Below are 13,271 nucleotides of genomic sequence, written 5' to 3' on the forward strand. Positions count from 1 at the left end.
GCCTGTAATAACTGAGAGGTTCCTTGCATGTGTGGCATTGTCGGCATTGTCGGTAAGTCGAACGTCAATCAGGCGCTGTATGACGCGCTTACCGTACTGCAACACCGCGGCCAGGATGCAGCCGGTATCGTCACCAGCCACGACGGCCGGCTCTTTCTGCGCAAGGACAACGGGCTGGTTCGTGACGTTTTCCAACAGCGCCACATGCAACGCCTGGTCGGCAACATGGGCATCGGTCATATCCGTTACCCCACCGCCGGCAGCTCCAGCTCAGCCGAAGCGCAGCCGTTCTATGTGAACTCGCCGTACGGCATCACGCTGGCGCATAACGGCAACCTGACCAACGTCGACCAGCTGACGAAGGAAATCTACGAGTCGGACCTGCGCCACGTGAACACCAGCTCCGACTCGGAGGTGCTGCTCAACGTCTTCGCCCACGAACTGGCCGTGCGCGGCAAGCTGCAGCCGACCGAGGAAGACGTCTTCGCCGCGGTGAGCAAAGTTCACGAGCGCTGCCGCGGTGGCTACGCCGTGGTGGCCATGGTGACCGGTTATGGCATCGTCGGCTTCCGCGACCCCAATGCGATCCGCCCGATCGTTTTCGGCCAGCGCCATACCGACGAAGGCGTCGAATACATGATCGCCTCCGAAAGCGTCTCGCTCGATGTCCTCGGTTTCACCCTGATTCGTGACCTGGCGCCGGGCGAGGCGGTGTACATCACCACCGACGGGAAGCTGTTCACCCGTCAGTGCGCTGATGCGCCAAAGCTTGCGCCGTGCATCTTCGAATACGTCTACCTGGCGCGTTCCGACTCGCTGATGGACGGCGTTTCGGTGTACAAGGCGCGCCTGCGCATGGGCGAGAAGCTGGCCGACAAGATCCTGCGCGAGCGTCCCGAGCACGACATCGATGTGGTCATCCCGATTCCCGACACCAGCCGCACCGCCGCGCTGGAGCTGGCGAACCGGCTCGGTGTGAAGTTCCGCGAAGGCTTCGTCAAGAATCGGTATATCGGTCGCACCTTCATCATGCCGGGGCAGGCCGCACGGAAGAAATCGGTGCGCCAGAAGCTCAATGCCATCGACCTCGAGTTTCGCGGCAAGAACGTGATGCTGGTGGATGATTCAATCGTCCGCGGCACCACCTGCAAGCAGATCATCCAGATGGCGCGCGAGGCCGGGGCGAAGAACGTCTACTTCTGCTCGGCTGCGCCGGCGGTACGCTATCCGAACGTGTACGGCATTGACATGCCCAGCGCGCATGAGCTGATCGCGCACAATCGCAGCACCGAAGAGGTGGCTGAACTGATCGGTGCCGACTGGCTGGTTTACCAGGACCTGGAAGATCTCATCGACGCCGTAGGTGGCGGCAAGGTCAAGATCGACAATTTCGATTGCGCCGTATTCGATGGAAAATACATCACTGGCGACATCGATGAAGCCTATCTGCACAAGATCGAGCAGGCGCGCAATGACCTGAGCAAGGTCAAGACCAACGCTGTCAGCGCCATCATCGACCTCTACAACAACTGATTCATGCCGAAGTGGCGGCCTCGGCTGCCCCGGCCGAGGTAAAAGTTATGACGAATGAATGGGAAGCCGGACGGCTGGACAGCGATCTGCAGGGCGTCGGGCTCGATACCTTGGCAGTGCGCGCAGGCCAGCGCCGCACACCGGAGGGTGAGCACGGCGAGCCGCTGTTCTTCACCTCCAGTTATGTCTTCCGCAGTGCGGCAGATGCAGCGGCGCGGTTCGCCGGCGAAGTGCCCGGCAACGTCTATTCGCGTTATACCAACCCCACCGTACGTGCCTTTGAAGAGCGTATGGCGGCGCTGGAGGGCGCCGAGCAGGCGGTTGCAACAGCGTCCGGTATGGCGGCCATTCTCGCCACCGTCATGAGCCTGTGCTCGGCCGGTGATCATGTGCTGGTGTCGCGTAGCGTATTCGGGGCCACCGTTTCCCTGTTCGAGAAATACCTCAAGCGCTTCGGGGTGCAGGTCGACTACGTTCCGCTGACCGATTTCTCCGCCTGGGAGTCGGCTTTCAAGGGGAATACCAAGCTGGTGTTCGTCGAGTCGCCGTCCAACCCGCTGGCCGAACTGGTGGATATCGCTGCCCTGGCGAAGCTCTGTCATGCCAACGGAGCGATGCTGGCGGTCGATAACTGCTTCTGCACGCCGGTGTTGCAGCAGCCGCTGGCGCTGGGTGCTGACATCGTGATCCATTCCGCGACCAAGTACATTGATGGTCAAGGACGTTGCCTGGGCGGCGTCGTTGCCGGCCGCAGCGAACAGATGAAAGAACTTGTCGGGTTCCTGCGTACCGCCGGGCCGACGCTGAGCCCGTTCAATGCCTGGGTTTTCCTCAAGGGACTGGAGACGCTACGGCTGCGTATGCAGGCGCATTGTGCCAGCGCTCAGGAACTTGCCGAGTGGCTGGAACAGCAGCCAGGCATCGAGCGCGTTTACTATGCGGGTTTGCCCAGTCATCCACAGCACGAGCTGGCCACACGTCAGCAAAAAGGCTTCGGTGCCGTGGTGAGTTTCGAGGTCGCCGGTGGCAAGGAAGCCGCCTGGCGCTTCATTGATGCGACTCGGTTGATCTCGATCACGGCCAATCTCGGCGATAGCAAGACGACCATCACCCATCCCGGCTCCACCACTCACGGCCGGCTTTCGGCCGAAGATCGTGCAACGGCCGGCATTCGCGACAGCCTCATTCGCGTCGCGGTCGGCCTCGAGGATGTCGTTGATCTGAAGGCCGACTTGGCCCGAGGGCTGGCCGCGCTCTGAGCGTGCCTCGCATCGAGCTCGGCCTGAGCTCGATGCGGATTCTTCTTACTGACGTAGATCGATTGCCGGAGCGGGTTGGCCGCGGCCATCGAATAGCTGCGTCGGATTCGCTGGCAGGATGGTGGGGCTGGCCGAATCCGTTTCGATGACCCGTATGTCGCTGTACTTCTTCCCGGAAAGTGCTGCCAGACCGGCACGATCGCGAATGACCGTTGGCCGCAGGAAGACCATCAGGTTGCGTTTGATGTGGGTTTCCTGGGTCGAGCGAAACAGCGCCCCCAGCAGCGGGATATCGCCCAGCAGCGGGACCTTGGCATTGGTGCGGGTGACGTCGTCCTGAATCAGGCCACCGAGCACGATGACCTGGCCATCTTCGGCAAGGATAGTGCTCTTGATGGCGCGCTTGTTGGTCACCAGGTCCACTGCCTGCGCGGTCAGGCTGGCACTTGGCGCGATCGAGGAAATCTCTTGCTCGATCTGCAGGCGTAGTGTGGCGCCCTCGTTGATATGCGGAGTGACCTTGAGCGTAACGCCGATGTCCTGGCGCTCGATCGTGGTGAACGGGTTGTTCGCTCCGGCTGCATCGGTGGTGTAGGAGCCTGTCTGGAACGGCACGTTCTGACCTACGAGAATCTCGGCTTCCTGATTGTCCAGCGTCAGGAGGCTTGGCGTGGAGAGCAGGTTGCTTTTGCTGTTTGACGACAGCGCGGTGATCAGTGCACCAAAACTGCGGGTGCCAATGCCGATGATCGCGCCATCTGGCAGGTTGTCCGGAATTTCGTTCTCGTTTATCGCGCTCAGCAGGCTACCGACTGAAATGCCTGTGTTGCCGAAGTTGACCCCGCCGGCCCCGCCCCGGCTACCGCGCGCATCGACCGCCCACTGCACACCGAGGGCGTCGGTGATATCTCCCGACACCTCGACGATGGCTGCTTCGACCATCACCTGGGCGCGAGGTACATCAAGCTGGCGAACGATGCTTTCCATGGTGCCGATCAGCTCCGGGTCCGCGAGCAGCACCAGCGCGTTCAGGCTCTCGTCGGCGCGGATCAGGATATTTTGCGGCCGGGTGGTAGTGGCCTCGCCGCCCTCCGGATTCTTCAGGCCCTCGGAAATATCGCCCAAGGTTTCTGCCAGTGACTTCGCGTCGTTGTGGCGTAGCCGGATGACACGGGTATTGGCTGAGCGTGTGGTCGGCGTGTCGAGGGTCTGTGCCAGAGATGCGAGCTTGCCGCGGGCCTCGCTGGGGCCGATGAATATCAGGCGGTTGGTGCGTGAGTCCGCGATGATCTGCACCCCGGCGGTAGTCTTGGCTTCACCCCGCATCAGTGAGTTGCGCAGCACTTCAGCGATATCCACCGCCCAGCCGTGTTGCAGGTTGAGCACACCGTAATCGTTGCTCTCGGCACGATCCAGCTGGCGAACCAGGTCCTGAATGCGCGCGATATTTGCGCTACGGTCGCTGATGATCAGTGCATTGGCCGAGGAAACCGCGGCCAGATGACCGAACTGTGGTACCAGCGGACGAATCAGCGGTATCAGCTCCGCAGCGGAGGTGTGCTGCACCTGGATCACTCTGGTTTCCAGCTGATCACCGCCGGAAGGACCGCCACCTGCCTCGGCCTTGGCTTCGGCATTCGGTACTACACGGGCAACGTCGCCCTGGGTCAGCACACTGAACCCGTGCGTGGCCATCACCGAAAGAAACAGCTGGTATACCTCGCTCAGCGACAGGGTAGCGTTGGAGACGACGCTGACCTGTCCTTTCACTCGCGGGTCGACGATGAAGGTCTGGCCGCTGAGCTGGCTGATCTGGTCGATGAAGGCACGGATGTCCGCATCCTTGAGGTTGATGGTCCAGCCATCCTGTCGGGTGGTGCTCGGTTCGATGCCCTGCTCGGCGGCAAGCAGGGGCAGGGGGACGGCCAGCAGGCTGGTAGCAAGCAGGGCAAGTAACGGGCGCGAAAAAGGCTTCGGCATCGGTCAATCGTCTTCCATGGGCTGGTCATTGGCGGGCGCGGCATCGGGCTGGTTGACGGCGTCTTCCAGCTGTTGGCGCAAGGCGTCCATCTGCTGCTGCATCAGCTGAGTTTCCTCATCCGATGGTTCGGCATAGGGGGCTTCGTCCTGATAGGACGTGTCGCTCATTGCATCGGGAATGTAGCTTGGTGCGCGAATCTGCGGGAAATGCAGGACTTCAACGGTTCCGTTGCGCAGCAGCTCGACTCGGTCAGGGTAGACCTTGTGCAGGCTGACGCCAGCGGATAGCTCCTCGCCCTGCCAGTACAGTCGAGGTGGCTGGCCATCGACCTGCACGATGGCGCTGGAGCGTTGCGGTTCGACATGGACGAAGCTGCCCCGCAGCGTGAACCCGCTGGCAGCTGCGGACGGCGCCAGCGCATCAGGCGGGGCGGCTGAGCCGAAGAGTATTTCCAGACGCTGCATGTCGGGCCCGCCGGGGTTTGCGGTGCCTTGCTCGTAGATGTCAGTTGGAGCTGGAGCGCGGGACAGGGTCATCCATTGCTCGATCTGCGTCGCGAGGTATACCGCGAACAGGCAGAGAAGCACGGTGCTGATGGTCAGTGGGGCGTAGCGGCGGTAATTGCGCAGTTTTCCCGGCAGTGGCAAGCGAAATACTCCGTGGCGCTTTTGTTATTCGGTTCCCTGTACGCGGGCTTGCCTCTGTCAGGCGATACAGCTCTTTTAGAACACTTTCGAGTAAGCCGCAGCGAATTTGTACCCAGCCTTCCCAAGCCGATGATGCACCGGCCAGGTTACAAAGCGTGGTGGCAGCATCAGTTGACCACAGTTCCCTAAAAAAAATTCAATGCTGTTGTTGACTTAGCGTAGGGGGGTGAGTAAATTGCGCGCCTCGCAAGGCGATCGGCTGATTAGCTCAGCTGGGAGAGCACCTGCATCACACGCAGGGGGTCGGCGGTTCGATCCCGTCATCAGCCACCAACCTTTGTGAGATTTCGGACGAAAGTCCGGCCGACGCGCAGCGNGCCACCAACCTTTGTGAGATTTCGGACGAAAGTCCGGCCGACGCGCAGCGGTAGTTCAGTCGGGTAGAATACCGGCCTGTCACGCCGGGGGTCGCGGGTTCGAGTCCCGTCCGCTGCGCCATATCCCTCCGCTCACTTCTTATCGAAGTGATGAGACAAGAAAAGCTGCCTGAGGCAGCTTTTTTTGTGCCTGTCGAAAAGCGATGTGCCTGTTCTCCTGGTGTGGTCGCAGCCACTATCGGTAGCCTGCTCAATGCCTCGGCGAAGCGGTCCATGATGCTGGTTCCGGCAGACGCCGATCATCGACTGCGCTGGCTTCATCCGGTCGTTTGGCTGCGCTGCTCGACGAGCTCTCCTGAGCCCGATGACCCGATGGAAAAGTATCGCGCCGTGTTTGCCTGAGCCCGGGGTGTGGCCTGGAACACGGGCGTCACGTTCAATGCCAGACACGGGATCGAGCTGACTACCACGCCGGGTGGGTGCAGCGAAACCTGATGCCTGTTCGTGCCAGCTGAGCCGGTATTGCCGTAGAAGCACGCTCAGGTCGCGAAGTACACCACCATCCTGAGATGCCGATGCTCATCTACTGTCAGGGTTTCATGCTGGAACGTTAGCAGGTTGCCATTGGTATGCCGGAGGGCATGTATGCCGCGCTGTGCAATGGCACCACTGGTAGGCTCGTCCCATTCATGCCGAAAGCCTGGCGACAGTGACCGAAGTTCATCGACGAGTTCGAGCATGATCGGATCGTCGGGTGCTGCGGCGACGTCGTATCTGAACTGCGCTAGAAGTGCTGGCGCGTCATCGATCCAGGCTGGCATTCGACGGCGCATGTCGGCATCGGCAAAGACCAAGTGCAGCAGGTTCCGATATTGCGGATCCCGGCCGCTGAAGTCGAAGAGGTCGTCCGCTGCTTGGTTCCATGCGATGGCGTCCCAGCGAAGGCTCTGTACGTAGGCGGGCCTGGGCAGGTCATCCAGTAGCTGTTGTATTCCCGCTGTTACGGATAGGTGCTGGCGCGCTTCGGGCGGCGGCGGTCTGCGGTGGGCGAGCAGAAACAGGTGATGGCACTCGGCATCATCAAGCCGGAGGGCGTAGGCGACGCTCAGGAGAAATTTCTCCGATACCTGAATATCGCGCCCCTGTTCGAACCATGTGTACCAGGACAGCCCAACGCCCGCCAGGGCCGCAACCTCCTCCCGACGAAGCCCTGGCGTGCGCCGCCGCCCGGTAGCAGGCAGCCCCACATCCACCGGAGTCAGCTTTCTGCGATGGCTGGTGAGGAACTCCGAAAGCTCTTTTCGAGTACGGTCAAGGCTCCTTTCATTCATGGATGTTGCTCTTGACAATAGGATAAGTACACAAATTGTACTGTGATGATCCTGCCCCGATGATGCAGCCACCGCAACCGCTACTGCATGAGGGCAATCATGACACTTCATCTGCAATCCGGATCGCCGGTAACCGATGCCATCGCGTCCGCACCAAAGGACAGGCCGCGAGCGGGGCCTCGCGCGTGGGCCGGACTGGCACTGCTGTCGCTTCCAACGATCATGTTGGGTCTGGATTTGACACTGCTGCATCTGACGCTGCCGGCGCTTGCGCTCGATCTCAAGCCGACCAGTACCCAGGCGCTCTGGATCATGGATGCCTACGGGTTCTTCATCGCCGGATTTCTGATCACCATGGGTACGCTGGGTGATCGGATCGGCCGGCGAAGGCTGCTGTTGATCGGTTCCGTCGCTTTCGCTGTGGCTTCGGTGATCGCCGCCTTCTCGACCAGCGCCAACATGCTGATAGCGGCACGCGCCGCGCTTGGCGTGGCCGGCGCCACACTGATGCCCTCAACGCTGGCGTTGATCAGCAATCTGTTCGTCAATCCCCGCCAGCGTGCGCTTGGCATAGGCATCTGGGCCACGATGTGGGGTGTCGGATCTGCGCTGGGTCCGGTGGTCGGGGGGCTGATGCTCGAGTGGTTCTGGTGGGGAGCCGCGTTCCTGCTAGTGGTGCCCGTCGTTGCGCTCCTCGTACTGCTCGCGCCATTTGTGTTGCCTGAGTACCGCGCGCCTAACACCGGTCGGATAGACCTCTTGAGCGTGGCACTTTCTCTGGCTGCAACATTGCCGTTCGTTTATGGCCTCAAGGAGGTCGCCAAGTCAGGCATCGACTTCGATGCCGCCACGGCGGTTCTCGTCGGCGCACTGTTTGGCTGGATCTTCATGAGGCGGCAGCGCCAGCTGCCCGATCCGTTGCTCGACCTGAGCTTGTTCAGAAACCGTACATTCAACGTGGCACTTGGCGTGCTGTTATTCGGGCTGGTCGCAGTTGGCGGCACGATGTTGCTGGTCGCGCAATATCTGCAGTTGGTTGCCGGATTGTCTGCTTCGGATGCTGGCCTCTGGATGGGGCTCGCCGCACTGGCGATGATCGTTGGTGGCATTGGCGCCCCACTCGCGGCGCGGGTTATACGCCCAGGTTTCGTGGTCGCAGCTTCGTTGGCATTGTCGGTAGCAGGCTATCTCATGCTCATGCAGGTTAATGATGGAGAAACGGGTGCGATCTTGGCCGTCGTCTCGCTTGCCCTGGCCTACTTGGGCAACGGCACCATCGCTGCTCTGGGCACGGACCTGGTGGTGGGAGCCGCGCCCCCTGAAAAGGCCGGGGCGGCCTCGGCGATGACCGAAATGGTGCAGGACCTGGGGATATCGTTCGGCATCGCATTGCTCGGCAGTCTCGCTGGTGCTGTCTACCAACGGACGGTCATTCCGTATCTTCCTGGCGATCTAGCGGCAACTGCGCGCGATGCTGTGGCGGATAGTCTCTGGGCTGCGGCGTCGATTGCCTCCCACTTGCCGCCGGAGATAATGACGCACGCACAAGCTGCCTTCATGGCCGGCCTTCGGGGCGCTGCGTTGTTCAGCGCAGTAAGCGTCGCCGCTCTGGCGGTAGTCTCGGCGGTGGCATTGCGGCATCTGCGGTCTGACGCCCGCTGACGCTTGTCGAGACGGAGCCAGCGCTGGCAGTTGTCAGCAGAGCGGCGCCGTACGCTGACCGATAGCCTCGTCGAGGCCAAGCTTCGCGGGTTGCTGATCCGCCTATGGCTTCTCCAGCTTGCCAAACAGGGCGTCGAGCTCTGCGCCTGAGGCGGCGTTTGAGAAGCCATCGAAGCGTCCGTGCTCGGCGATAGAGCGCGCCGCTTTAAGGAATCCGGCCCACGCGGCCCGTGCCAGGGCGCCACCGACACTGATGCGTCGCACGCCGAGATCGGCCAGGTCCTGTACGGTCAGGTCGCTGTCCCAGCCGATCAGCACATTGACCGGTTTGGGTGCGATCGCTGCGACGACGGCGCTGATCTGTTCGCGGGTCCTGAGACCCGGCGCGTAGAGACAGTCAGCGCCTGCCTCGGCATAGGCCTGAAGACGCTGAATGGTGTCGTCGAGATCCGGATGCCCTACGAAGAAATTCTCGGCGCGACCGATCAGCAGTGTTTCCCCGCCGGTTGCGTCGATCGCCTGACGTGCTGCGTACATCCGCTCCGTTGCCTGCGAGATCTCCCGCAGCGGCTGGCGCGGATCGCCGGTGGAGTCTTCGATGGAAATACCCGCTATGCCGGTCTCCACCGCCATGCGCACGCTTTCGGCCACCCCTTCGGAGGTCTCGGCGAATCCGCTTTCGAAGTCGCCGTTCACCGGTAGGGCGGTTGCTTGGACCATGCTGCGCATATGGGCCAGGACCTCGTCTCGCGGCATCTGTCCGTCGGCACGGGCGCGGGACCAGGCGTAGCCGGAGCTGGTCGTGGCCAAGGCCTTGAAGCCCATCGTAGCCAGAGCCACCGCGCTGCCGGCATCCCAGGGATTGGGAAGCACGAAGCAGCCCGACTGGTGCAGTGCACGAAAAACGGCACGCTTTTGAGACACACTGGAATCGATCATGAAGCCTCCTGGTTGGTGAGTGGACTGGCTGCAACGCGTTTCAAGTGTCGCGTCGTGCATTCAAGACTAGATGGCATACGAGTGCCCTGGCTTGCAGAAGATGCCGCAATCGTTGCCAAAACGCTGCGCACTTTTTTGCCGATGTTCCAGGTGGCAACCGATGACCAAGGCGAAACGGACCGATTGTGGGATGCGATTGTTGGCGATGGCGGCCGGAGAGCGCCTGCGGTTGGTGCAAGGATAAATGGGGCGTGTCCTGGCAGATTACCCCGCGCGCCCTGACGCAAGCGTTGGCCGGTTCTGATCGGGCGGCGGCCAAGCGCGCCTTCGACGCGATGATGCAGATGACCAGGATCGACAACGCGGTGATCGAAGCAGCTCTGGCCCATTGGGCTGCGCCGCGGTTTTGTGAGGTAGAGGTGGGTCGCACTTGAGCCGGAGGATGGCGGCCGTACGGTATCGCCGCCGGGGGGAAGCGGGCTTGGCTAACAGCGGCTGCGTGCGCTTGCGTATTCGGCCTCGAGTCTAAACCCCGACTTGCTCAAGCAGCGCTCGGCGAAACGCTTGCGTCACGGGGCCAAGCGGTTCGTCCAGGCGGTGAGCCAGGTAGGCCTCTGATTGCACCTCGCTGTTTCTGCCCAGATCGGGAATGGCTACGCGCACCAGCCGACCGGCATCCAGATCTTCCTGGATCTGCCAGGCCGGCAGTCTCCCCCAGCCGAGACCGGCGCGGATCAATGCCACCTTCGCCTCCTGGGTATTCACTCGACAGGTGAAAGGGGATAGCACACCGAACGAGCGGCCCTCCGAGAGTGGGCTAGGGTCGGTCAGGACCACCTGCAGATGGCCGGCCAGGTCCGCCAAGCCAAGCGGTGCGCGGTCGCTGTGCCTGGCGAGCGGGTGTGCTGCGTCTACGACCGCGATCTGCCGTACCGAACCGATGGCTTCCAGCGCCACCCGAGGGTTCCGGAAGTCCTCGCCGACGATGATCGCGAGCGTGCAGCGCTTGTCAGCCAAGGCCGCAATCGGGCCGCCCAGCGGTTGCGACTCCAGACGCAAGCTGGTTGAGGGAAACATTGCGCTGGCCGCGCTGACGGCTCGTGCGACCAGCTCGATGGGAAACAGGGTATCCACGACCAGTGACAGCTCCAGTTCCACGCCGGCCCCAAGTGCCCGCGCGCGTGCGCGCATGGCGTCCGCACGCAGCAGAATGTCGCGTGCGTGGGCCAGCAATGCCTGGCCTTCGGGGGTGAGCACTGGACGGTAGCCACTGCGATCGAACAGTTGCAGGCCAAGCTCCGATTCGAGATTGGCGATCCCATGGCTGACCGCCGATTGCACGCGCAAGAGCCGCGCAGCGCCAGAGCGGAAGCTGCCGCTGTCGGCCACGGTTACGAAGGTACGTATCTGATCCAGCGTCATCCCATCGAGCATGATCTGCACCGTAGATCGTGTTGATCGAAATTTAATCACTCTTCGAGAGAGTTTTTAGTGATTAGCCTTGCTTGCGTCAACGCCTTCAGAGGACTGCAACAATGACGAAAGTACTGGTGCTCTATTACTCCTCCTACGGTCATGTCGAGGCGCTCGCCCACGCCGTTGCCGAAGGTGCCCGTGCGGCGGGTGCGCTTGCCGACGTCAAGCGAGTTCCCGAACTGGTCCCCGAGCAGGTTGTGCGCAAGGCGGGCTACAAGACCAGCCAATCAGCAGGCGTCGCGAGCGTGTCGGAACTGCCTGGCTACGACGCCATCGTGATTGGCACGCCGACGCGCTTCGGCAATATGGCGTCGCAAATGAAGAACTTTCTCGATAAGTGTGGTGGCCTGTGGGCCGAAGACAGGCTGGTCGGCAAGGTCGGCAGCGTCTTCACCTCGACGGGCAGCCAGCACGGTGGCCAGGAGAGCACGATTCTGGCGACACATACGGTACTGCTGCACTTGGGCATGGTCGTGGTCGGCCTGCCGTATAGCTTCAAAGGCCAGCTGCGCATGGACGCGGTGACCGGGGGAACGCCCTATGGCGCTTCGACGCTTGCCGACGACGGCAGTGGCGGTGATCGGCAGCCGAGCGAGAACGAGCTGGAGGGCGCGCGTTACCAAGGCGCGCACGTCGCCCGTATCGCGGCTGCTCTGGCGACGCATTCGTCGGGGACGCCGCGGTGAGTGCCGTAGTCCTTGCGCCGAGGCGGCCTGTCGCCTGGGTCATCCTGGGGTGCGGCGTGGTGGCGTCCCTGCATCTGGGCAAGGCCGCCATCGCCACGCCGATGCTGCAGACGGATCTGGGGGTGAGCCTGGGCCAGGTCGGCTGGTTGACCGGGATATTTGCCGTGCTCGGCCTGCTGGGCGGTGCGCCTGCCGGTGCGGTGGCGGCCGCGCTAGGCGGTCAACGAACCCTGCTGCTGGGCCTGGGCATAACGGCATTCGCCGGGGCCGCGGGTGGTCTCGCAGCCTCCTTCGCAGTCCTGGTGGTTTCCAGGCTGCTGGAGGGGCTGGGATTCCTGCTGATCATCGTTGGCGGGCCGGCGATACTGGAGCGCCTGATGACCGGCGCGGCACGCGACAAGGCGTTCGCGCTCTGGAGCTGCTTCATGCCGTTAGGGATGGCGCTTGTCATGGTCGTCGGGCCGCTTTTTCCAGGCTGGCAATCGCTCTGGTGGTCGAGCGCGGCGCTGGCCGTGCTTGCCGCTACGATGGTCGTGTACTGCATACCTCAGGACGCTTCGCTCGGGCTATCGAGCCGGGTCATCGGTGATGTTCGGCACGTGCTGCGTTCCCGAGCGACCACGTTGCTGGCAATCGTATTCGCGTTGTACAGCCTGATGTTCTTTGCGCTGTTCAGCTTTCTGCCGGTCCTGCTGATGGAGCGTATGGACGTCGGCTACCGCAGTGCCGGCCTGCTGAGCGCGCTGGCCAGTGCGGTCAATGCCGGCGGCAATCTGGCGGCGGGATACCTCTTGGGGCGGGGCGCCGGGCGCGGTCCCCTGCTGATCTTCGCCAGCGCGGTCATGGGGGCTTGTGGACTCGGTATTTTTCTCGGCCTGTTCGAGGCGCCGACGACTTTCCTGCTATGCCTGCTGTTCTCCACCGTGGGCGGGTTGATCCCGGCGACCTTGCTGGCCTCTGCGCCGCTGACCGTACGCGAGGCCACGCTGGTACCCATCGCCGTCGGCCTGATCATGCAGGGCAGCAATCTCGGCCAGCTCCTCGGGCCTGTTGCGGTCGGGAGCGTGACAACGGCGTTTGGCTGGAGCGCTGCCGGCGTGGTCGTGCTGCTCGCTGCCATGGCCGCCTGCGCAACCGCACTGTTTCTGCGCGCTGCGCTTGAGTCCGGTGCGCCGGCAGCAGCAAGACGACCGACTGTTGCGCCAGCGGCGAAGCGCGGAATGCGCTGACCTGCCGGGCTCGCTCGGGTGGGAGACGCATGAGCACCAAGTTGGCGCACGAGTCGGGTCGGTGGCAGGCGCATGCGCCGTTATAGGGCGCCAGGGGTGGCGATGCCAGCCGCGAGCCCGCGGTTGCACCGGTGGCGCGGGTGGAGCGCTT

General features: G+C 62.6%; 11 protein-coding genes, 2 tRNA genes and 1 pseudogene. 9 read left to right on the forward strand and 5 right to left on the reverse strand.

Annotated elements, in window-relative coordinates:
• Positions 1–27: 27 nt before the first annotated feature.
• Positions 28–1,533, forward strand: coding sequence for an amidophosphoribosyltransferase (gene purF, locus EA798_RS18895; protein WP_015277353.1), 1,506 nt, complete (start codon positions 28–30; stop codon positions 1,531–1,533).
• A 47-nt stretch (positions 1,534–1,580) separates the two neighbouring features.
• Positions 1,581–2,792, forward strand: a complete 1,212-nt coding sequence (locus tag EA798_RS18900; RefSeq protein WP_122099953.1) for an O-succinylhomoserine sulfhydrylase — start codon at positions 1,581–1,583, stop codon at positions 2,790–2,792.
• 45 nt (positions 2,793–2,837) lie between these two features.
• On the opposite strand, the gene gspD is transcribed toward EA798_RS18900, so the two are convergent.
• Together gspD and EA798_RS18910 are read right to left on the reverse strand one after the other, a co-directional pair.
• Positions 2,838–4,772, reverse strand: a complete 1,935-nt coding sequence (gene gspD / locus EA798_RS18905; RefSeq protein WP_106155170.1) for a type II secretion system secretin GspD — start codon at positions 4,770–4,772, stop codon at positions 2,838–2,840.
• 3 nt (positions 4,773–4,775) lie between these two features.
• Positions 4,776–5,420 (reverse strand): type II secretion system protein N, encoded by a 645-nt coding sequence (locus tag EA798_RS18910; protein ID WP_122099954.1) that lies wholly within the window; start codon positions 5,418–5,420, stop codon positions 4,776–4,778.
• 257 nt (positions 5,421–5,677) lie between these two features.
• Between EA798_RS18910 and EA798_RS18915 the strand changes: the two genes are divergently transcribed.
• The 3 genes from EA798_RS18915 (at position 5,678) to EA798_RS20715 (ending at position 6,199) form a co-directional block, all read left to right on the forward strand.
• Positions 5,678–5,753, forward strand: a tRNA-Val gene (locus EA798_RS18915).
• An 88-nt stretch (positions 5,754–5,841) separates the two neighbouring features.
• Positions 5,842–5,918 (forward strand) — tRNA-Asp (locus EA798_RS18920).
• Between the two features lie 29 nt (positions 5,919–5,947).
• Positions 5,948–6,199, forward strand: coding sequence for a hypothetical protein (locus tag EA798_RS20715; protein ID WP_208643731.1), 252 nt, complete (start codon positions 5,948–5,950; stop codon positions 6,197–6,199).
• A gap of 137 nt (positions 6,200–6,336) precedes the next feature.
• Here EA798_RS20715 and EA798_RS18930 read toward each other — a convergent pair whose 3' ends face one another.
• Positions 6,337–7,128: a helix-turn-helix transcriptional regulator gene (locus EA798_RS18930; RefSeq protein WP_122099955.1), complete on the reverse strand. Its 792-nt coding sequence runs from the start codon at positions 7,126–7,128 to the stop codon at positions 6,337–6,339.
• A gap of 99 nt (positions 7,129–7,227) precedes the next feature.
• Between EA798_RS18930 and EA798_RS18935 the strand changes: the two genes are divergently transcribed.
• Complete coding sequence (locus tag EA798_RS18935) at positions 7,228–8,790, forward strand: MFS transporter (RefSeq protein ID WP_167462999.1); 1,563 nt, start codon at positions 7,228–7,230, stop codon at positions 8,788–8,790.
• A 102-nt stretch (positions 8,791–8,892) separates the two neighbouring features.
• Here the strand turns inward: EA798_RS18935 and EA798_RS18940 are convergent, their stop codons facing one another.
• Positions 8,893–9,729, reverse strand: a complete 837-nt coding sequence (locus EA798_RS18940; RefSeq protein WP_122099956.1) for an isocitrate lyase/PEP mutase family protein — start codon at positions 9,727–9,729, stop codon at positions 8,893–8,895.
• A 144-nt stretch (positions 9,730–9,873) separates the two neighbouring features.
• Between EA798_RS18940 and EA798_RS18945 the strand changes: the two are divergent.
• Positions 9,874–10,163, forward strand: a pseudogene (locus tag EA798_RS18945) (VOC family protein); the annotation flags it as partial.
• A gap of 91 nt (positions 10,164–10,254) precedes the next feature.
• Here EA798_RS18945 and EA798_RS18950 read toward each other — a convergent pair.
• Positions 10,255–11,163, reverse strand: a complete 909-nt coding sequence (locus EA798_RS18950; RefSeq protein WP_122099985.1) for a LysR family transcriptional regulator — start codon at positions 11,161–11,163, stop codon at positions 10,255–10,257.
• Between the two features lie 101 nt (positions 11,164–11,264).
• Here EA798_RS18950 and wrbA point away from each other — a divergent pair, with 101 nt between their 5' ends.
• Complete coding sequence (gene wrbA, locus EA798_RS18955; RefSeq protein WP_122099957.1) at positions 11,265–11,891, forward strand: NAD(P)H:quinone oxidoreductase; 627 nt, start codon at positions 11,265–11,267, stop codon at positions 11,889–11,891.
• Positions 11,888–13,120, forward strand: a complete 1,233-nt coding sequence (locus tag EA798_RS18960; RefSeq protein WP_122099958.1) for an MFS transporter — start codon at positions 11,888–11,890, stop codon at positions 13,118–13,120. The genes wrbA and EA798_RS18960 overlap by 4 nt, the downstream gene beginning before the upstream one ends.
• Positions 13,121–13,271 lie beyond the last annotated feature (151 nt).

Source organism: Pseudomonas songnenensis (assembly GCF_003696315.1).
GTDB lineage: Bacteria > Pseudomonadota > Gammaproteobacteria > Pseudomonadales > Pseudomonadaceae > Stutzerimonas > Stutzerimonas songnenensis.